Here is a 19,347-nt window from a genome sequence, read left to right on the forward strand (position 1 = left end):
CGTCGGGCGGCCCGACGGTTCCACGATCAGCGTTGCGCGCTGACCTGTTCGGCGACCCGGACCGCCATCTGCCGCGCGGTGTCCTCGTCGGCGGCCTCCACCATGACGCGGACCACCTGCTCGGTCCCGGAGGGCCGCAACAGGATCCGTCCGGTGTCGCCGAGTTCGGCCTCGACCTCGGCGACCGCCGTGCGAACGGACGGCGCGTCGGCGACGGTGGCCTTGTCGGCGACCTCGACGTTGATGAGCACCTGCGGCAGCGTCTGCATCGGTTCGGCCAGCGCGGCCAGCGGCATGCGGGTCTGCGCCATCCGCGACATCAGCCGCAGGCCGGTGACGATGCCGTCGCCGGTCGTGCCGAAGGCGGGCATGACGATGTGGCCGGACTGTTCGCCGCCGAGCGTGTAGGCACCGGCTCGCAACTCTTCGAGCACGTAGCGGTCCCCGACGCTGGTGGTGCGGACCTCGACGCCCGCCGCCCGCATCGCCAGGTGCAGCCCGAGGTTGCTCATCACCGTGGCGACCAGGGTGTTGCCCGCCAGTTCGCCGGATTCGCGCATGGCCAGCGCGAGGATCACCATGATCGCGTCGCCGTCGATGACCCGACCGTCGGCGGCCACGGCCAGGCAGCGGTCCGCGTCGCCGTCGTGGGCCAGGCCGAGGTCGGCCCCGTAGGACACCACCGCCGACCGGAGGGCGTCCATGTGGGTCGACCCGCAGCCGTCGTTGATGTTGAGCCCGTCGGGCGCGGCGTTGATCGTGATCACGTTGGCTCCCGCGGCGCGGTAGGCCTGCGGTGCGGCGGTCGATGCGGCGCCGTTGGCGCAGTCGACGACGACGGTGAGCTCGTCGAGCCTCGTCGTGACCGCCTTGCCGGCGTGGCGCAGATACCGGTCGAGTGCGTCCTCGGCGTCCACCACGCGGCCGATACCCGCGCCGGTGGGCCGACCACCGGGGCCTTGCGAAACGAGTTCCTCGATGCGGTCCTCGGTGGCGTCGTCGAGCTTGTGCCCGCCGGGACCGAAGATCTTGATCCCGTTGTCGGGCATCGGGTTGTGCGACGCGCTGATCATCACGCCGAAGTCGGCGTCGTATGCGCTGGTCAGATACGCGACGGCCGGCGTCGGCAGGATCCCGACCCGCAGGGCGTCGACGCCCTCACTGGTCAGTCCGGCGATCACGGCGGCCTCCAGCATCTCGCCGGAGGCGCGCGGATCCCGGCCCACCACGGCCACCCGACGGGCGTGTCCACCGGTGCTGGCCAACCGCCGGGCGGCCGCCGAACCGAGCGCCAGCGCCAACTCGGCGGTCAGGTCCTGGTTGGCGACGCCGCGCACTCCGTCGGTGCCGAACAGTCGAGCCATGCCGACAAACTTCTCATACCGGGCCGCCGGAGGGCCAACCGCCGGCGTCGGCAGCCGTGCCGTCGCCGAATCGGTACCCGGACGCGACTCACCGCCCGCATCCGGGTGGACACGGGCGGTGAGGTTTCGCTGATTAGCTGCCGTCTTCGGCAGTGGTCGGCTCAGCGGGTGCCGGCGTCTCCGACGTCGGCGTCTCCACCGAGTCCTGCGCCTGACCCGGCGCGTTCTCCGACTGGCCGGGGCCGTTCTGCTGGATCACGATCGTGCCCACGGTGTTCGTGCACGCGGTCTGATCGGTGCCCTCGGTGTCGGCGGCCTGCGCCAGCTCGTTCACCGCGGCCACGTCGGTGTCGCACACCCCAGCCGCGATCTGCGCGGCGGTGGCCACCTCGACGTCCTCGAGGACTCCGGCGTTGCCGACGGCGACGTTCACACGCCCGTCGTCAGCGGTGTCCGGCTGCGCGAGGGCCATACCCATACCGGCGGTGAACAGCAGCGAGCCGCCCAGCACAGTTCCGGCGCCCAGGGTCTTCACGGTCTTCGCGACGTTCCTCATGCATTGCTCCTTCTCAGTCGGGAAGCGACGGTCCGGTCCCCCAACGAGGTGACTGCCTCGAACCGGTGGCAGGAGCGGCCTGCCGCGCACGCAGCGCCGCCGCCTCCAACCTGATTGGTTTTACGACGCGCCCGCGATCCAAACGGATCTGGCCCAAATGTGACCCAGCACGCACCCACGTGAATGCAAAACCGCCGGGTGTGCGGTTGCACACCCGGCGGTTTCGCAGGTCGATCAGCGCTTGCTGTACTGAGGCGCCTTGCGGGCCTTCTTGAGGCCGTACTTCTTGCGCTCGATGGCCCGCGGGTCGCGGGTCAGGAAGCCGGCCTTCTTCAGCGCGGGCCGGTCCTCCGGCTGCACCAGGATCAGCGCGCGGGCGATCGCGAGGCGCAGGGCGCCCGCCTGGCCCGACGGGCCGCCACCATCGAGGTGGGCGTAGATGTCGAAGCTGTCCAGCCGGTCCACGGTCACCAGCGGGGCCTTGATCAGCTGCTGGTGCACCTTGTTCGGGAAGTAGTCCTCGAGGGTGCGCCCGTCGAGGTTGAACTGGCCGGTGCCCGGCACGAGCCGGACGCGGACGACGGCCTCCTTGCGGCGGCCGACGGTCTGGATGGGCCGGTCGATGTAGACGGGCTCGCGCGGCGCCGCATCCACGGCGGCGTCGGTCACGGCCTCGACATCGGTGGTCTCAGGGGTCGTATCCACGGTCTCGGTCACTGGGCCACCTGCTTGATTTCGAACGGAATCGGCTGCTGCGCGGTGTGCGGATGCTCCGGCCCGACGTAGACGCGCAGCTTCTTCTTGATCTGACGACCCAGCTTGGTGTGCGGGATCATGCCGAGGATCGCGCGCTCGACGACGCGGTCGGCGTGCTTCTGCATCTCCTCGTTGAGCGACCGCTTCCGCAGCCCACCGGGATAACCCGAGTGACGGTAGTGGAATGTGCGGTCCGCCTTGTTACCGGCGATGGAGATCTTCTCTGCATTGATGACGATGACGAAGTCACCGCCGTCGACGTTCGGCGTGTACGTCGGCTTGTGCTTGCCGCGCAGCAGATTCGCTGCCTGAACGGCGAGCCGGCCGAGCCGCACGTCGGTGGCGTCGATGACGTACCACGAACGTGTGGTGTCACCCGCCTTCGGCGTGTACGTAGGCACAGCGCTACCTCTCTTCTATCGGGTTTCGTGTCCCGGTGACCCGGGTGCCGGTCAGGCATGGGCGGTGAGGTGATCTCGGCGACCGACAGTGACCCGAGGACCCGTGCGTACCGCACGCCAACGAGGCAGCTTACCCGGCGGCGTCGTCGCTGGTCAAAACGCCCTTCGGCCGGCTGACCCGGCACTCGACGCAATCGTAGGGAAACCCCGGATTCCTTTCGGACGCCGCGGCCCTAGCGTCGTGCCGGGACAGCGACCGGCCTGGTCGCCGTCCGCCGGGGGAAAACACCATCAAATCGGAGTGAAATGTTTCGTGCACTGATCATCGCCGTATGTGTCGTGGGGGCGACGGCCGCGGGCGCCGCGACCGCACATGCCGACATCTATTACAAGAACTGCTCGGCGGCCCGCGACGCCGGCGCGGCGCCGATTCTGCAGGGTCAGGACGGCTACGGCGAGCACCTGGACCGCGACGGCGACGGTATCGCCTGCGAGTGAGGGTTTGCGCCACCGTGGCCGTCTCTCCTACGGCCACGGTGGCGCGAACTGCGCGGTCCCCGGCTCCCCTCCTGCGGAACCACGCAGGCTTGTGGTCAGCCGCCCCAAGCGCGGGCTGCGCTGCGGTCGGTCAGCGCCACGTCGTCGGCGCCGTCGCGGACCGCGTTACCCAGGCTGAACAGAATCTCGTTGAGCCCACCGGCGGCCTGCTCCCAACGGGCCTGCTCGATGCGGTAGGCCTCGGCGGCCTCTCGCGTCCACACCGCCTGAAGCGGGGCGATCTGGGCCCGCAACTCGTCAAGTGCGGCGTTGAGGCGGGCCGACGTGGCGTGGATCTCCTGCCGGACGCCGAACTCGATCTCATCGAAGTTGTACGACAGCACATGGTCCATGGCGCGCTCCTCACAGGTGGTTGGCGACCGCACCGATCTGGTGCGAATGGCTCTCGGTGGCCTCACGCAGCGTCTGCGCGTTGAGGCGGATGTTCTCGGCGATCCGCTCGAGGGCCGCGTGCAGTCGCAGCGACTCGGCGTTCCACCGGTCGACGACGTCGCGGAACCGGGCCGCGGCGGCCCCACCCCACACCGACGGCGGCACCGTGCTCATCCGTCCGATGAACGACTGAAGCATCGCGCGGATCTCCTCGTTGCGGGCATCGGTCTTGCTCGCGACCGCGGCCATCAGGTCGAAGTCGGTGTTCAGAGCGCCGCCTGCCGGTGTTGTCATGGGCGTCCTTTCGTCGGGTGTTGTTTGGTTCGACGCAGCGGGTCTTCGTTCGGTTCCATTCGGGTCAGGAATGCGCCCGCGCCGACCTGATCGCCTGTTCGCAGGCGTCGCGCACATCGGCTTCGCGCCCTGGCGCACTCTGGCACCCGATGGCGATGCGCACACCGGACTCGACGAGCACCGTCCAGGCGACCTGACGACCGGCCCGCATCTCCCGGTAGGTCACGGCGGGGCGACCGGCCCGGGTGTCGGCCGGGGTGAAGTCGACGAACACCCCGTCGGGTTCGTAGGCGAGCGCGGCGGACAGCGCTTCGGCGGTCTGCGCGAGATCGGGGCCGACGGACTGTGTCAGGTGCAGTGCGACGTCGCCTCCTGACGGTGAAATTGCCTGCAGCCGAGCCGAACCCGGCCCCGAGGTGATGCGCCGCACCGGCCAGTCGGCCGGGACCAGCACGCCGATCCGGCCCTCGACCAGCAGCCGTGCAGCGCGGTCCGGCGGCTCGTCGACGGGACCCCGCAGCCCGAAACCGGCGCACACCGCGACGGTGACGCCGACTCCGGCCAGCACCGCTGCCCTCGGCCGACGACCGGCGCGCTGCGGCACCACCGCGGTGGGCGCGAACCGCCCAGCGGCGTACCGCTGCACAACTCCTTCGTCGACGCTGCGCACCGCGACACCCGAGGCCCTCAGATGCTCGGCAATGCAGTCCGCGGCGATGCGGGTACGCGGACCGGCGGGTCGATCGATCGTCACCGGGCCGCGGCCGGCGACCGCGGCGGCGACCCGCCGGGCAACATCTGTCACGTCGTCGGCGACCGGGTGGACGACGGTGCGGGCGTCGGAGGTGACGACGACGAGGTCGGGCGAGACTTCGACGACAGGACCGGACAACTCGTCGAAACACTCTGCGCGCCGGATGATGTCGACCTCGGTCGTCAGCACAGTGACCGCGGCGAGTATCCGGTCGATGCGCGTGTCCGACCACCAGGACGGGCAGATGAGCACGATCGCGTCGGCCCCGGCACTGACGGCGCGCAGGACGTCGACCCAGATGTCCTGGACGGGCACCGCGCGCTCGTCGAGCAGCGCAAGATCGTCGTCGATGCAGTCGAGTGCCGTCGAGATCAGTTCGGGTGCGGCCGGTTCCGGCCCGCGGATGTCCTCGGGTCCCACCTCGACCACGATCGGGTTCACGGTGACCAGCCGACCTGGATGAGTTGTTCACCGTCGCCGCGGGTGATCAGCGTGCCCCGGCCGGGCGGCTGTGGAGCGGGCCGGACCGCCCCCAGCAGCACACCCTCGTCGGGGCTTGCGCTCATCATCAAACCCGCGCAACTCATTTCGCGCAGCCGCGCCAGCACCGGGTCGAACATGGCCCGCGCCGCGCCCCCGCTGCGCCGGGCCACGACGACGTGCAGGCCGAGATCAGTGGCGTGCGGGAGCAGATCGGCGAGCGGCACCAGCGGGTTGCCGGTCGATGCGGCAACCAGGTCGTAGTCGTCGATGACCAGGACGAGGTCCGGGCCCGACCACCAGGAACGCTCCCTGAGTTGCTGCTGGGTGACGGTGTCACCGGGCATGCGCTGCTCGAGCCGGGCCAGCAGCTTCGGCACCCTGGCGGTCAGCGCCGCGGGCGAGGCGGTGTAACCGGACAGGTGGTCGGACTCGACGACGCCGAGCAGCGCGCGGCGGAAGTCGACGATCTCGAGTTGGACGTCGGCCGGGTCCGCGGTGCGCATGAGCTCGCGACAGAGGAGGCGCAGCAGGGCGCTCTTGCCGCAGCCTGTTTCGCCGAGCACCAGCAGATGCGGTTGCTCGTTGAAATCGATTGTCACCGGCGCGAGTTCACGCTCACCGACCCCGACCACGATACGACGCCCTGGCGGCGCGGAGGCGATCAGATCACGGTGGCTGACCTGGGTCGGCAGCAGTTCGATCCGCGGGGCCCGCAATCCCGCCCAGTCTGTGCGCCGCCCGACAGCGGACGGGTCCGCGATCACGAGTTCCCGGCCGTCTGCGGTGATCCCATGCCCGGGCGCGAGGTTGGGCAACATGCGGGCCCGGCGCCGGTCCATCTCGGAGTCGGCCGGGTCGCCGAGCCGCAGTTCGACGCGGGTGCCGATCTGGTCCTTGAGCGCGGGCCGCAGTTCGGCCCACCGCGACGCGGTCACAACCACATGGACACCGAACGCCAATCCCTGCGAGGCGAGCGCCGTGACCGGAGCTTCCAACGCCTCGAACTGCTGGCGGAACTGCGCCCAGCCGTCGATGACCAGGAAACCGTCGCCGTAGGAGTCCTCACCCGCGACCGCGTCGCCGGCCGCGCGCCGTTTCTCGCGCGAGCGCAGCACCGACTCCACGACAGCGATGATCCGTCGGCACAGATCCGCGTCCGCGCGGCCCGCCACCGCCCCGACATGCGGCAGCTCGGCGAGCGTCGACAGTGTGCCGCCGCCGAAATCCAGGCAGTAGACCGTCACGTCCGCCGGGCTGTGGGTTTCGGCCAGGCCGGTGATCAGCGTGCGCACCGCGGTCGACTTGCCGGAACGCGGCGCCCCGACGACCGCGACATTGCCCCCGGCCCCGCCGAGCGCCGCGGTCAGCACGTCGTGGCGTTGCGCGAACGGGCTGTCCACCAGTCCGATCGGGACGCTGAGGTCTCCGCCGGCCGCGTGGCCGTGGAGCAGCGCGTCCAAGGGCGGCGAAACGGTCAACGGCGCCAACCACACCGGATGAGCGGCCGGCCCGCGGTCCGCGATGCGGTCGAGCACGGTGTCGAGCACCGTGGGTAAGGCCGCCGGGTCGTCGCGTCGCTGCGGTTCGTGTTGACGCGTCGCTGTGGCCGTGAACAGCGTCGCTCGCGGCGACGTGGGTTCGGTCTCGTAGCGGACGTGCGGACAGGCGCCGGAGACGAACGCGGTCTGGAAGCGGGTCAGCTCCCCGCCGGCCGTCTTCAGGTACGCCGCGCCGGGCGTTGCGGGCAGGTGGTGTGCGTCGGGCACGCCCAGGACGGCGCGCGACTCGCCGGCCGAGAACGTCTTGAGGCAGATGCGATAGGACAGGTGGGTGTCGAGCCCGCGCAGCCGGCCCTCGTCGAGTCGTTGACTGGCGAGCAGCAGGTGAATACCCAGTGACCGACCCAGCCTGCCGATCGCCAGGAACAGGTCGGCGAAGTCCGGGTGCTGGGTCAGCAGTTCGGAGAATTCGTCGACGACGATGAACAGCGCGGGCAGCGGCGGCAGTGCGGCGCCCCGCGACCGGGCCTGCGCGTACGCGGCCGTGTTGACGAAATTGCCCGCCGCGCGCAGCAATTCCTGCCGACGGTGCAGTTCACCGGCGAGTGCGTCGTTCATGCGGGCGACCAGATGCGACTCGTCGGCCAGGTTCGTGATCACCGCGGCGACGTGTCGCGCACGCTCCAGACCGAGAAACGTCGCACCGCCCTTGAAGTCGACGAGCACCAGGTTGAGGACGTCGGGCGGGTGGGCCGTGATCATGCCGAGCACAAGTGTTCTCAGGAACTCCGACTTGCCCGACCCGGTCGCGCCCACACACAGTCCGTGCGGACCGATACCGCCGTGGGCGGGCTCGTTGATGTCGATGCGCACCGGCGCTCCGGACTCAGACACACCGACGGGTACGGCGCGGAGCCGGCTCGTTATGCTCCAGTACTTTTCGATACTCAGTGTGTCGATGCCCATTTCGATGCCCATCAGCTCGAGCCAGCCGCGCGCGCCCGGCGCCCTGGCCGCGGTGTCGGCGGTGCGGAAGCGGGCCAGTCGCCGTGCGCACGCGCTGGCCTGCGACAGCGTCAGCGCGTCTGGTCGGCTCAGCGTGTCCACGTCCACGCGCAGCGCGTCCACCGACGGGATCTCGCCGAGCGAGACGACCGACACCGTGTCGGCGGGCGCCGTTTCAGCTGGGGCGCCGTCGGCGATCACGATCAGGTGGCGGTCACCGGGTGCGGACTCGGCTTCGCCGTAGTGCGGCAGCCATTTCAACCACTCCCAGTGCTCGCGCTGCTCCGGCCCGGTCGCGGCCGCGACCGCCACGGTATCCGGGCCGTGCAGCACCACCAGTTCGCACACCATCGCCCGCAGCACCGCCCTGGCGCGGTGATGGTCCCCGGTGAGCGTCACGAACCGGTGCTGCAGCAGCGGAACTACCGTCGGCAGCTGCGCGACGGTGCCCCGGCGCCGGATCAGGGTCCGCATGGCCGACACGGTCACCGGGTCCTGGTCGTCGGTGTCGACCTCCGGTTCGCGCAGCGGCGGGCGCAGCGACTGGTCAGCGAGACCGGTTCGCAGACAACCGAAGACCGCGTCGTTGCGCCGGCGTTCCCACATCCGGTCGGTACCCACCAGTGTCCACAGCACTTCCGGTGCCGGATGCACACGGTGCTGCGCGTAGTGCTGAGCCGCGGTGGCGTCGGCGAGCTGGGCGTCCAGCGTGTCCAGGTACCGCAGATAGCTGCGCCGGTTCTCGTCGATCTCGGCGGCTCGGCCTGCTCCGCCGCGCGCGCCGTAGGCCACGGTGCCGAGCACCGACATGAGCATCATCACCGGGAAGAACATGAACATCGGGCTGCGGGCGGTGCCTGCGCCGGAGGTGAGGTAGACCGCCATCATGCCGCCGCCGGCGACCAGCACGGCCACCGGAAGTAGCCGGGCGACCGGATTCGACGCGACCGGTTTGGGCAGCGCCGGTGGCGGTTTCACCACCAGCTCACCGGTGGGCGGTTGTGGCCTCACCTCCCGATAGACGCACCGGAGGTCCCCACGGTTCCATCCCCAGCCCGCGAAATTGCCGCTCGGCCGCCCGCACGAGCCGGGTTACCGTGGGCACCCGGGGGGATACGATGAGGGACTCGATGCGCCGGGTGACGGTACACACCGACAACGACACCATCAGCCGCACAATTGATCTCGCGGTGCCGGCGACGGTGTGCCTCGATGAGGTGCTGCCGTCGATCGTCGGCATGGCATACGGCGGCGCACCGCCGAGCGCGCGGTGGCGGCTGCGCCGGGTGGGTGGTTCGCCGCTCGACGAGTCGCTGTCGCTGCGCGACAACCGGGTGGACGACGGCGAGCTGCTCTGGCTGACCGCCGACGAGGTGCCCGAACCCGCGTGGTCGGACCGCGACGGGTTTCACACGGCGGCAACACAACTCACCGACGGCCCGGTTCCGCCTCTTCTCTGGGTGGCCGTCAGCGTGTCCGCCGCGGCGCTCGCCGCCGCCGCGTTGGCATCGGCAGCCCGTACCGCGGCGCCGCCGGTGGCGATCGCCGCAGTGGTGGCTGCCGCCGCGGCCGCCGGTGCGTTGGTGGCGCACCGCGCGCGTCCTGAGCAGCCGCTGCTGGTCACGACCGTGGGGATGGTCGCGGTGATGTTCGGGGCGATCAGCGGGGCGCTCGCGGTGCCGGCCGGCCCGGTGGCGGCCCACGTGCTGCTCGCCTCGGCCGCGGCGATGTCGGTGGCGACGCTGCTGCTGCGGCTGACGATCGGCGCGGCCACCCCGTTGACCGCCACGGCGGTTGCCGCGCTGCTGACATCCGCGGCCTCCGCCGTCGCGCTGGCCGGGCGCCTCGATGCCGGCACTGCGGCTGCGATTCTCGCGACGCTGTCGGTGGTCACGCTCGGCGCGGCGCCCCGGATCGCGATGGTGGTGGCGCGCATCGGGCCCGCGCCGCCCGACGTGGACGAACCCGAGATCGTCGACCGGTTCCGCGCCGCGTTGGCCCACGAGACGCTCACCGGCCTGGTGACCGGTGCGACGGTGACCACGTCCGCTGCCGTCCTGCTCCTCGCGGGTACAGGACACTCGGCGCCGCCGGCGACCGCATTGGCCGTCGCGCTCGGCGCGATCCTGCTGTTGCGGGCGCGCACACATGTCGGCACTGGTCGGCGCTGCGTACTGATCGTCGGCGGGTTCGTCTGTCTTGCTGCGGGTTTGGCGATGACGGTCACCGCCGCGCCCGAGTACGCGGCGTGGATCGCGCTGGTGGCGCTGGCCGGCGGTCTCGCCGCGACGGCACCGCTGCTCGGCATGACGGCCGGCCCCGGCGCGCGTCGGGCCGCCGATGTGGCCGAGTGCCTCGTGCTGGCGGCGGCGGTCCCGCTGGCGTGCTGGATCGCCGGGGTCTACGGCCTTGTACGCGATGCGGGGCTGTCATGAACACACCGGCCGGGACGGTCCTGCGGATCGGCATGGTCGCCGCCCTGACGCTGCTCCCGCCGCTGGCGGCGCCACCCGCGGCCGCGGTCACCCCACCGGAGGTCGACGACACCCTGCTGCCCGACGCCGGACCCGCGGCGCCGCCGACCCGCACGGAGCAATCCGAGCCGTGCGTCGCGTCCGCGGATGTCGACGACGCCTCGGGCGGGCAACTCGGCGACATCGATCTGCCGTCGGTGTGGCGCCTGACCCGCGGCGCCGGTCAGACCGTCGCGGTGATCGACACCGGGGTGGCGCGTCACCGCCTGCTGCCCCATCTGGTGCCCGGCGGCGACTTCGTGTCCGACGGTGACGGCACCGAGGACTGCGACGGCCACGGCACGATCGTCGCCGGCATCATCGGCGCGGCGCCCGACTCCGGGTTCAGCGGTATCGCACCGGACGCCACTGTCATCGGAATCCGGCAGTCCAGCAACAGGTTCCGCGCCGCCGACGGTCCGGGCGGAAGCGGGTTCGGTGACGTCGAAACGCTCGCGCGTTCGGTGCGCGCCGCCGCGGACATGGGCGCGACGGTCATCAACATCTCCACCATCGCGTGCGTCGGGGCCGACGAGGGGCTCGACGACCGGGCCCTCGGCGCCGCGCTGGCCTACGCCGTCGACGTCAAGAATGTCGTCGTGGTCAGCGCGGCGGGCAACGTCGGCGCGCCCGGGCAGTGCCGCGAGCAGAATCCCGTCGGGGCAGGCCGACCGGACTGGACCGACGTCCGTGTGGTCGTGAGCCCGGCGTGGTACGACGACCACGTCCTCACGGTCGGGTCCGTCGGCCCGGACGGGACACCGTCGCCGTTCAGCGCCGCGGGCCCGTGGGTCGATGTCGCGGCTCCGGGTGAGCGGGTGGTGAGCCTGGACCGCGACGGCGAAGGCCTTGTCACCACATTGGCGACACCCGACGGTGCCAAGCCGATCGCGGGAACGAGTTATGCCGCACCGGTTGTCGCCGGTATCGCGGCGCTGCTGCGGTCGCGGCATCCGCAGCTGACCGCCCGCCAGGTCATGCAGCGGCTCGAGCAGACCGCGCGCCCTCCCGCCGCCGGATGGGATCCCGTCGTCGGCCACGGCCTCGTCGACGCGCTTGCGGCGGTGACGAACGGGACGGCACCCACCGCGGAGCAACACCGCCATGCCACGATCTCGGTCGCGGCCGCGGCGTCCGATGAGCAGCCGACGTCTCGAGTCGCGGTGGCCGGTGCGGCGGTCTGCATCGCCGTGACGGCTGCGGTGATCGCGCTGACGTTGTCGGTCAACCGGTTACGACGTCGGACCGGCGGTGTCCCGCGCGATTGACGCCTCCGGCACGCTCAGTTCCGGACCGCGCGGAAGATGTGCGAGCAGGGGCCACGGTGCGGGGACCGGCGGTGCGGACAGCCCGAGGCGCTCGGCTGCCTCGTCGTCGCGGACTCCGTACAGCACGCCCTCCTCGGTGAGCAGGTAACGGGTCCCGGTGCGCGCACCGTCACCGCTGACCCCGGCGGCGCGGACGAGCGCGCTGTGCCCCGGGGTCACCGTCACCTGATCGACTCGGGCGCCCGACTCGTCGGCCTGTGCCAGCCGCACCGGTGTCGCCCCGTGCAGCGGGATGGCGCGGGCCGTGGTGACGGCCGTGTCCGGCGCGCCCGTTTCATCCGACCACCGCCAGCGGGCGCAGACGACGGGCTCGGTCACCGTCCCGGGGCGAGCGGGGAACAGTGCCACCGGGAGGGTGTCGACCGTCGGAACACCGCCCAGCACGCCGGGTTCGACGGTGACGATCTCGCGCGATCCGTGGGACTGGCTGAACCGGATCAGGTCGGCCGCCACCTCACCGATCCGCTGCACTCCCGTCGCGAGCACGACGTGCAGTTCGGCGGCGCCGGCGCGGGCGACCCGGATGACGGTGCCGACCCGGATCCCGTGCAGGGCGGCGGGTCCCGGCTGCCCGGCAGCGGGGATGCTCGGCGCGGCGATCTCGGGAACCTCGGGCAGGGTGTCCAGAAGTGCACGCGAGACCGGTTGCGGCACAACACTGTCCAACCGCAGCGCCCGCACGACCGCGGGGCTGCGCAGGTCCACCCGGGCGCGCCGGCCGTCGTACAGCAGGTAGGTCGCGGCGCCGCCCTCCCCTCGGGCGCTGACCAGAATGCTGTCGGAGGCCGCGGGTGGGGCTTGATCGCGGCCGACGATCAGCGTCGTCGACGCCGCGTCGTCGCACACCTGCCAGCCAGACTGCTCGGCGCTCAGCGGCGCGGCGATCATGTCCGGCGCACCGGGGATGCCGACGGCAGGGCCGCGACGAGCCCCGGCGACCGCGGCCGCGTTCACCAGCCGCGGTGTGACCGCACCGGCTACGAGCCGCGCCGACGCGAGGTTCGGCACCGGATGCCAGGTGTCGTCGACGCGGACGTACAGCGCCCCCGAGTCCCGCACCATCACCACCGTGGTGTCGCCGAGCGAGCCGCGCGGCTGCAGAAAGGCGAGCACGGCGCAGACCGCGACGCCGATCACCGCCAGCACGCAACCGGCGACCATCGCCGTGGACTGCGACCGCAGCGGATCGTCGAGCATCCGGACGTCGCCGCGTACCAACGCATGCGCCATCCGCCTTTTCAGAAACCGGTGGCCGCTGATCAGCAGCCTGGTGCTCGAATGCTCAGCCATCGCTCCCCCGGGGCCAAGCCTAATCGGGTTGCGCGAGTGCCCGACTCACCAATTTGCGGCCGGTCAGCGCCAGCGCGCCCACACGTACGGCACCAGTGCCCGCAGGAAGTCGAGGTCCGGTCCCGGCTGCGCATCGGCGAAGGCCTGCTCGAAGTACTGCTCGGCAACCATGAGGATGCCTTCGGCGTACTCGATGGTGAACGCGATGCTGCCGTAGGTGTCCATCAACTCGCGGATCGCGCGCACGGTGTCCGCCGAGCGTTCGGCCCGAGATCGGCGCAGATGATCGCGCACGAGGTCCAGGTCGGCGCCCCGCGCCGACGACAGCAGGTGGACCAACGCCAGTGTGCGCTTGCCCTCGTACAGGTCGCCGAGAATCTCCTTGCCATAGGCTCGTTCGTCACCGACGAGGTTGAGCAGGTCGTCGCGGATCTGGAACGCCGCGCCGAAGTGGAATCCGAACCGCACGAGCGGCGCGAGATCCACGGTTCCGCGGGACCCGACGATCGCGCCCACCCGCAGCGGGTGGATCGTGGTGTACCAGCAGGTCTTGTGCATGATGAGGTTGAGGTAGTCCTCGGGGCCGACGTCCTCGACGTTGTCGATCTGCCAACCGACCTCGATCGCCTGCCCCTCCAGCGTGCGCAGCGCCATGGTGTCGAATTCGCCCCACACCAGGTCGGCGAGATCGCGGTCCAGCGTGCGGGTCGCGCGGCGCAACACCCCGCTGGCCACGATCGCGAGCCCGTCGCCGGCATTCAGCGCCGCGGCCATCCCGTGGGTCGACGCCAACGTGGGCCTGCCGCGACGCATCTCGCTGCCGTCGGCGATGTCGTCATGAACCAAAAAAGCGTTGTGCAGTAACTCGATTGCGGTGGCGATGCCGAGCAGCTCGTTGGGATCGGCACCGAACGCGCGGCCCGCCGACAAGCACAGCGCCGGCCGCAGCGCCTTGCCCGGGCGAGACGGATACTCGCGCATCGGGCCGTACAGCCATCGGACCGGTTCCCCGTCGGGCATCGCGTCGAGCATGGAACGCCGGACCGTGCGCGCCACCCGGCGGAGCCGGCTCTCGACGTCGTCGATCAGGCCGGCCCGCTCGACGGTCCCGGTCATCCGGCCCGGGCCACAGTCAGCGCGACCGGCAGCCAGACGTCCGGGTGCCCGTCGGCCAGCACGGTGCCGCGGTAGCAGCCGGGCGAGACGTTGTCGGCCACGTCGATGTCGACGACGACCCCTCGGCTGCAGCGGGCGAACACCGGAACCGGGTTGGGTGCGAACCGGACGGCGGCCGCCGCGATGACGGCGCCGTCGTGGGACAGCAGATCGCTGCAGCGCAACCGGATGTCCCCGAGGTCGGCGGCGCCGCCGTTGTGCAGCCATACCTCCGACGACGCAGTGCCGGGGCCGTCGCAAACCAGCGCGACTCGCCCGCTGGCCTGATCCCCGTCGAAATCTACACGCGCAGTGTCTGATTCAGCCGTTCGAACCGACGTGTTCAGCGAAACCAGCAGCCGATCGGCAAGTTTGCGCCATGCCGCGAGGACACGCTCCGCGTCGCTGCCCGGAGAATTCGGCGAACTGTCGGGCTCACTACGGGGTTCGGAGTCGGTGTCGGGTTCGGCGAGCCGCACGAACCGGTTGACCACCTCGGTGGCCGCTCGAAAACCGCGCGCCTGCACCGAGCTGAGCACCCGTGCGTTGGCCGCGGGGTCGAACGCCGCGGCCCACGGCAGGTCCGCGGTGCTGCCGTCGTCGAGTATCTGCCTGCTGACCACCCGATTTCCTCCCCGAATTCGCCCCAGTTCCGGGCGCGCCCACCGGTATGCTAAGTCGTCACATGGCGAAAGGCGGGGGCAATGGCCATACGTCAATCCGTGCTGGCCCTCTACGGCGCGATCTCGGAGGGACTCGACGCGCTGAACCGAGGACTTACCACTCCCAGCGAAGATCCTGAAGATCTGCGCACGGTGGCGGCGGAGCTCACCGGACTCACGGGCAGCGCGGGAGAGCGCGGCTGGTACGGCGAGCTGCTCCGGTACTTCGACCAGAACCGCATCGGCGACGACCGCGTCACACCACCGACATGGGACGACATCATCGGCGACCTCACCTCGACCGAGGAAGACCAACGGCTCACGCCGATGTGGGCGCACCGCGCGATCGGAGCCGCCTACGTGCTGGACCGGCTCGCGGAGGCCGGCGCCGGCCCGCGCGAGAACGCCGACCTGCTGGCGCTGGTCATCGCGGCCGCGCCCGCCGAGGGCGCGGGCCAGCGAGGTGTGGGACGGCTCAGGAGTCTGCGGGCCGCGCCTGATCGAGTCGGACTCGATCGCGCCACCGAAATCGCCGCCTCGATGCTGCAGACCCGCATCAATCACCGCGTACCGTTCTGGGAACAGCTGCAGGCCAAGTCGGGAACGCTGGCGACCGCCGTCACCTCGATCCGGAGCACGTCGCGGCTACGCAAGGTCAAACGTGAGTACTGCAGCGTCGTCAGCACCACCGCCGAATGGCCCGACATCAGCTACGCAAAGCTGAAATCGGTTATCGAACCGACCAATTGGAGCAGCTTCTACAAACAATTCTTCTGCGCGATGCAGGCGGTCACCCCCGACGACGCCTTCGGCTGGTCGCGCATCCGCGAGTCGGTGAGCGGCGACTGCGACCGCTACCGTCTCGACACCGCGCTGAAATTCTGGAAAGAGGAACGCTCCGGTGGGCTGTTCCTCAACTACGACATGGACGCCGACCGCACCGGCACCGACCCGCTGGTTCTGGTGGACAATGGCTATATCGGGATCCGACCGATCGATCCGGCCAAACCCGACAAGGGCGTGAAAGTTCGCACCAGCAAGCAACTGTTGATCAGCGGGATGAGCGCCACCGCGATGACCAAGCTGGCCGAGACCCTCGGCTGGGCGGGCAATGCCACCGACATGTTCTATTACGCCGCCCAGTACAAGGGCCCTTCAACCCAGTTCGCGAAGTCACAGATCCTCAAGCCGCCCCAACCCGACACGTCGACGACGTGGCCCGTCGTCGTGCCATGCCTGCCGCCCGATCTGCGCGGCGAATACGCCTCCGACGCAACCGAATGGCTGAAGAAGCGATTCGACTTCGCCAACGACTTCTCCCAGGAGTTCGCCGAACGCTGGAAGGACGGCCTCGACCTCGCCGAGATCGACGAACTCAACGACATGATCACCGCGGAGGTCAAGACCGCCGGCAAGGAAGCGCTGGACACCGCGACCGACAATTTCCGCCCCAAGGCACCCACACCCTGACGCGAGCAGGAGGAACCGATGGAAGACCCCAGCGTCGTCGCGGCCCGCCTGACCGCAACCGCCAAGGATGTCACCGAGCAGGCCAAGAAAATCGCCCAAGAGGCGATCGCCGACACCGCGGACCCTGACAACGTCACCGCGGCCAAGCTGATCGGCAGCTACATGAAGATGGTCGACCTCGCGCTGACGGGCGGGGTGCAGGCGACCAAGCATGTGCTCGGCGTGGACACGCCCAGCACGTCGGCCGACGCCGACGCCGCCGAGGGCCGTCGCCTGGTTGCCGACGCGATGGAGGCGATCACTCGCCGGATGCTGCGGCAGTCGAGCGTGGTGGCCCAGGAGACCGCCGACCTGCTCGACAAGAAACCCGCCAGCCCGAACGTCTGGGCTCAGGCGATGGTCAAGCTGGCCGACATCACCATGCTGGGCGCCACGGAACTGGCCGAGACCGCGCTGATCGGGCCTGCGCCCTTCGAACGGGAGCCGGCGCGCTCGGACCCCTATCAGGTCGGCGGCAAGGGCCCCCGCACGCTCGTCGTCAAGGCGCCGGGACTCATGCGTCCGGGCACCGCGGACGCGGTGCCCGCCGCCAACCTGAAGTTCATGGCGCCGATCGACGCCACGACCGGCAGAGAACTCGTCGGCGGCGTCCTGGCGAGCACCGACGACGAGTTCTACCTCATCGCGAACCCGGCGGGCATGATCAGCGGAATTTACATCGGCACCGTCGACGTGAAGGCTGCCGACGGCAGCGTCCTGCAGTCGATCGCGGTCGAACTTCCTCTGTGACAGCCGGATTGCGCCGCCGGTGAGCCGGCGGAAGGAACGCGTCGCGATCCTGGGCGGCGGGATGGCGGGGCTGACCGCCGCCTGGCGGCTGAGTGAGCCCGGCTGGCGCGAGCAATTCGAGTCGATCACCGTCTACCAACGCGGGTGGCGCCTGGGCGGCAAGGGGGCGTCCAGCCGCGGCCCGCACGGTCGTATCGAGGAGCACGGTCTGCACGTGTGGATCGGCTCCTACGAGAACGCGTTCACCCTGATCCGCCAGTGCTACGCCGAACTCGACCGCGCCATCACCGATCCGTCGGCGCCGGTCCAGACGTGGGATCAGGCATTCGTCCCCGCCAACGACGTCGGTGCGACCGACCGGTGGCAGGGTGAGTGGCGGCTGTGGTTGGGCCGATTCACCGGCAACGAGTTACTGCCCGGTGAGCCCGACGCACCCGATCGCGGATTGACCGTCACCGACTTCGTCGAGCGCGCCCTGCAGCTGATCCTGGACTTCACCTCCTCGCTGCGCACCATGGGCGATGCCGGGCTGATGCTGTCGGCTTCGGCGCAAAGCCCTGCGTCGCAACGCAATCTGGACACCGTGCAACGGGCGGTGCTGGCCGCGCTGATCGCGCTGACCGAGACGGGGCCGGCCACCGATACCCAACTCGGCCCGCTGGGCCACGCCCTCGACGCGATCCGCGACACCCTCGACTACGAGCACCGGGCCGATCACCGGCTGTCGTGGACGCTGTTGTCGCTGTTGACCGCAACGGTGCGCGGTGTGATGGCCGACGGCCTGCTGACCGACCCGCGCGGTTTCCGGTCCGTCAACGACGAGGACTATGCGATGTGGGTGCTGCGCCACGGGGCCCACCCGGAAGTGCTCGAGTTTCCGGTGCTGCGCGCGATGTACAACATGGTGTTCGGCTACGAAAAGGGCCACCTGCAGCGCCCGACCGTCGCGGCGGGGGTCGGGATGCTTCTCGTCGGCTTGATGTTCTTCACCTACAAGGGCGCGATCTTCTGGAAGATGACCGCCGGCATGGGCGAGATCGTCATGGCCCCGCTGTACGAGGGATTACGCAGACGCGGAGTCGATTTCGAGTTCTTCCACCGCGTCGACGCGCTGCACCTCGACGAGGCGCGCCACAACGTCGAGGCCATCACGATGGGCAGGCAGGTCGACCTCGCCCCCGGAGTGGACCGCTATGAACCGTTGACCCGGGTGCGCGGGCTTCCGGTCTTCCCCGACCGGCCGCTCGCCGACCAGATCGAAGACCGGGCGGACATCGACGGCCTGGAATCGCATTTCGGGTCCCGGGACGACGCCGAGACGCGGGTGCTGCGCCGCGGCATCGATTTCGACCGGGTGGTGCTGGCCGTGTCGCTGGGAATGCTGGAGGTGGTCGCGCAGGAACTGATCGCCGACCGGCCCGAGTGGCGTGACATGACCACGCACGTGCGCACCATCGGCACGCTGGGCCTGCAGATCTGGCTGCGGGCAGACCACGACGAACTGGGGATGGCGGCGCCGGCCATCACGACGAGCGGCTACATCCCGCCGATCGACACCTTCTCGTCGATGCCCCAAACACTGTGGGCCGAGGACTGGCCTGCCACCGACAATCCGCGGGCGGTGGCCTACTTCTGCGGGGCCCTCGACGTCGACTGGACGCCCGACGGCGACCAGGACGCCTACGTCCGCAAGTGCAGCCACCTCGCCGAGACCGAGGCGCTGAACTTCCTGGACAACCTCGTCGGGGTGCACCTGCCCGGCGCGGTGACCGAACACGGTTTCGCCTGGCACCTGCTGGCGGGAGCAGACGGGCAGCGCGACGCCGAGGCGCTGGCCACCCAGCATCTCAGCGTGAACATCGACCCGTCGGACCGCTACGTGCTGTCGATCCCCGGCACCGACGACTACCGGCTGCGGCCCGACGAGTCGGGCTACGACAACCTCGTCCTGGCCGGTGACTGGACCGACTCCGGATTGAACTCGGGGTGCATCGAGTCGGCCGTGCTGTCCGGTCTGCAGGCCGCCAACGTCCTGCTGGGCCGCGGCCGGTTCCACCGGATCCGGGGGCTGTATCTGCCATAGCTGCACGTCGCCGAC

General features: G+C 70.4%; 17 protein-coding genes. 6 read left to right on the plus strand and 11 right to left on the minus strand.

Translation table 11 applies throughout. From position 1 onward, the window contains the following. Positions 1 to 26: 26 nt before the first annotated feature. The 4 genes from glmM to rplM form a co-directional block, all read right to left on the minus strand. Positions 27 to 1,364, minus strand: a complete 1,338-nt coding sequence (gene glmM / locus BLW81_RS28580; protein WP_083410136.1) for a phosphoglucosamine mutase — start codon at positions 1,362 to 1,364, stop codon at positions 27 to 29. Positions 1,365 to 1,497: 133 nt separating this feature from the next. Beyond that, positions 1,498 to 1,920: a hypothetical protein gene (locus tag BLW81_RS28585; protein ID WP_083410137.1), complete on the minus strand. Its 423-nt coding sequence runs from the start codon at positions 1,918 to 1,920 to the stop codon at positions 1,498 to 1,500. A 234-nt stretch (positions 1,921 to 2,154) separates the two neighbouring features. Continuing rightward, positions 2,155 to 2,625, minus strand: coding sequence for a 30S ribosomal protein S9 (rpsI, locus tag BLW81_RS28590; protein WP_157898021.1), 471 nt, complete (start codon positions 2,623 to 2,625; stop codon positions 2,155 to 2,157). An 8-nt stretch (positions 2,626 to 2,633) separates the two neighbouring features. After that, the gene (rplM, locus tag BLW81_RS28595) at positions 2,634 to 3,077 is read right to left on the minus strand and encodes a 50S ribosomal protein L13 (protein WP_083410139.1); all 444 of its coding nucleotides are present in this window, start codon (positions 3,075 to 3,077) and stop codon (positions 2,634 to 2,636) included. Positions 3,078 to 3,383: 306 nt separating this feature from the next. Between rplM and BLW81_RS28600 the strand changes: the two genes are divergently transcribed. Beyond that, positions 3,384 to 3,575: an excalibur calcium-binding domain-containing protein gene (locus BLW81_RS28600; protein ID WP_083410140.1), complete on the plus strand. Its 192-nt coding sequence runs from the start codon at positions 3,384 to 3,386 to the stop codon at positions 3,573 to 3,575. Between the two features lie 95 nt (positions 3,576 to 3,670). On the opposite strand, the gene BLW81_RS28605 is transcribed toward BLW81_RS28600, so the two are convergent. From BLW81_RS28605 to eccCa, 4 genes are all read right to left on the minus strand, one after another. After that, a complete protein-coding gene (locus BLW81_RS28605) occupies positions 3,671 to 3,967 on the minus strand; it encodes a WXG100 family type VII secretion target (protein ID WP_083410141.1) in 297 nt (98 codons plus the stop codon). Positions 3,968 to 3,977: 10 nt separating this feature from the next. Beyond that, positions 3,978 to 4,301, minus strand: a complete 324-nt coding sequence (locus tag BLW81_RS28610; protein ID WP_083410142.1) for a WXG100 family type VII secretion target — start codon at positions 4,299 to 4,301, stop codon at positions 3,978 to 3,980. A 64-nt stretch (positions 4,302 to 4,365) separates the two neighbouring features. Beyond that, the gene (locus BLW81_RS28615; protein ID WP_157897861.1) at positions 4,366 to 5,496 is read right to left on the minus strand and encodes a type VII secretion-associated protein; all 1,131 of its coding nucleotides are present in this window, start codon (positions 5,494 to 5,496) and stop codon (positions 4,366 to 4,368) included. After that, positions 5,493 to 9,053 (minus strand): type VII secretion protein EccCa, encoded by a 3,561-nt coding sequence (eccCa, locus tag BLW81_RS28620; protein ID WP_083410144.1) that lies wholly within the window; start codon positions 9,051 to 9,053, stop codon positions 5,493 to 5,495. The genes BLW81_RS28615 and eccCa overlap by 4 nt, the downstream gene beginning before the upstream one ends. Before the next feature lie 107 nt (positions 9,054 to 9,160). Between eccCa and eccD the strand changes: the two genes are divergently transcribed. Next, the gene (eccD, locus tag BLW81_RS28625; protein WP_083410145.1) at positions 9,161 to 10,477 is read left to right on the plus strand and encodes a type VII secretion integral membrane protein EccD; all 1,317 of its coding nucleotides are present in this window, start codon (positions 9,161 to 9,163) and stop codon (positions 10,475 to 10,477) included. Beyond that, the gene (mycP, locus tag BLW81_RS28630; protein ID WP_083410146.1) at positions 10,474 to 11,823 is read left to right on the plus strand and encodes a type VII secretion-associated serine protease mycosin; all 1,350 of its coding nucleotides are present in this window, start codon (positions 10,474 to 10,476) and stop codon (positions 11,821 to 11,823) included. The genes eccD and mycP overlap by 4 nt, the downstream gene beginning before the upstream one ends. Here the strand turns inward: mycP and eccB are convergent. The 3 genes from eccB to BLW81_RS28645 form a co-directional block, all read right to left on the minus strand. Then, positions 11,788 to 13,173: a type VII secretion protein EccB gene (gene eccB / locus BLW81_RS28635; protein WP_083410147.1), complete on the minus strand. Its 1,386-nt coding sequence runs from the start codon at positions 13,171 to 13,173 to the stop codon at positions 11,788 to 11,790. The two genes, mycP and eccB, sit on opposite strands and share 36 nt — an antisense overlap. A 63-nt stretch (positions 13,174 to 13,236) precedes the next feature. Then, positions 13,237 to 14,289, minus strand: coding sequence for a polyprenyl synthetase family protein (locus BLW81_RS28640; protein WP_083410148.1), 1,053 nt, complete (start codon positions 14,287 to 14,289; stop codon positions 13,237 to 13,239). Then, entirely contained in the window at positions 14,286 to 14,951 is a 666-nt protein-coding gene (locus tag BLW81_RS28645; RefSeq protein WP_083410149.1) for a hypothetical protein, read from the minus strand. Before BLW81_RS28645 ends, BLW81_RS28640 begins: the two co-directional genes overlap by 4 nt. Positions 14,952 to 15,032: 81 nt before the next feature. Here BLW81_RS28645 and BLW81_RS28650 point away from each other — a divergent pair, with 81 nt between their 5' ends. From BLW81_RS28650 to BLW81_RS28660, 3 genes are read left to right on the plus strand one after another with little or no spacing between them, the layout of a single operon-like run. Continuing rightward, positions 15,033 to 16,460, plus strand: coding sequence for a hypothetical protein (locus BLW81_RS28650; RefSeq protein ID WP_083410150.1), 1,428 nt, complete (start codon positions 15,033 to 15,035; stop codon positions 16,458 to 16,460). An 18-nt stretch (positions 16,461 to 16,478) separates the two neighbouring features. Then, entirely contained in the window at positions 16,479 to 17,249 is a 771-nt protein-coding gene (locus tag BLW81_RS28655) for a hypothetical protein (protein WP_083410151.1), read from the plus strand. Positions 17,250 to 17,268: 19 nt separating this feature from the next. Continuing rightward, the gene (locus BLW81_RS28660) at positions 17,269 to 19,332 is read left to right on the plus strand and encodes an FAD-dependent oxidoreductase (RefSeq protein ID WP_083410152.1); all 2,064 of its coding nucleotides are present in this window, start codon (positions 17,269 to 17,271) and stop codon (positions 19,330 to 19,332) included. Positions 19,333 to 19,347: the final 15 nt, after the last annotated feature.

Origin of the sequence: Mycolicibacterium rutilum, assembly GCF_900108565.1 — a bacterium.
GTDB classification, from domain to species: Bacteria; Actinomycetota; Actinomycetes; order Mycobacteriales; family Mycobacteriaceae; genus Mycobacterium; species Mycobacterium rutilum.

Excerpts from the sequence above, each read along its gene's own strand:
- BLW81_RS28585 (WP_083410137.1), bottom strand. The coding sequence starts at position 1,920 with ATGAGGAACGTCGCGAAGACCGTGAAGACCCTGGGCGCCGGAACTGTG.
- BLW81_RS28600 (WP_083410140.1), top strand. The coding sequence starts at position 3,384 with ATGTTTCGTGCACTGATCATCGCCGTATGTGTCGTGGGGGCGACGGCC.
- BLW81_RS28640 (WP_083410148.1), bottom strand. The coding sequence starts at position 14,289 with ATGACCGGGACCGTCGAGCGGGCCGGCCTGATCGACGACGTCGAGAGC.
- eccD (WP_083410145.1), top strand. The coding sequence starts at position 9,161 with ATGAGGGACTCGATGCGCCGGGTGACGGTACACACCGACAACGACACC.
- BLW81_RS28650 (WP_083410150.1), top strand. The coding sequence starts at position 15,033 with ATGGCCATACGTCAATCCGTGCTGGCCCTCTACGGCGCGATCTCGGAG.
- BLW81_RS28605 (WP_083410141.1), bottom strand. The coding sequence starts at position 3,967 with ATGGACCATGTGCTGTCGTACAACTTCGATGAGATCGAGTTCGGCGTC.
- BLW81_RS28610 (WP_083410142.1), bottom strand. The coding sequence starts at position 4,301 with ATGACAACACCGGCAGGCGGCGCTCTGAACACCGACTTCGACCTGATG.
- BLW81_RS28655 (WP_083410151.1), top strand. The coding sequence starts at position 16,479 with ATGGAAGACCCCAGCGTCGTCGCGGCCCGCCTGACCGCAACCGCCAAG.
- eccB (WP_083410147.1), bottom strand. The coding sequence starts at position 13,173 with ATGGCTGAGCATTCGAGCACCAGGCTGCTGATCAGCGGCCACCGGTTT.
- glmM (WP_083410136.1), bottom strand. The coding sequence starts at position 1,364 with ATGGCTCGACTGTTCGGCACCGACGGAGTGCGCGGCGTCGCCAACCAG.
- mycP (WP_083410146.1), top strand. The coding sequence starts at position 10,474 with ATGAACACACCGGCCGGGACGGTCCTGCGGATCGGCATGGTCGCCGCC.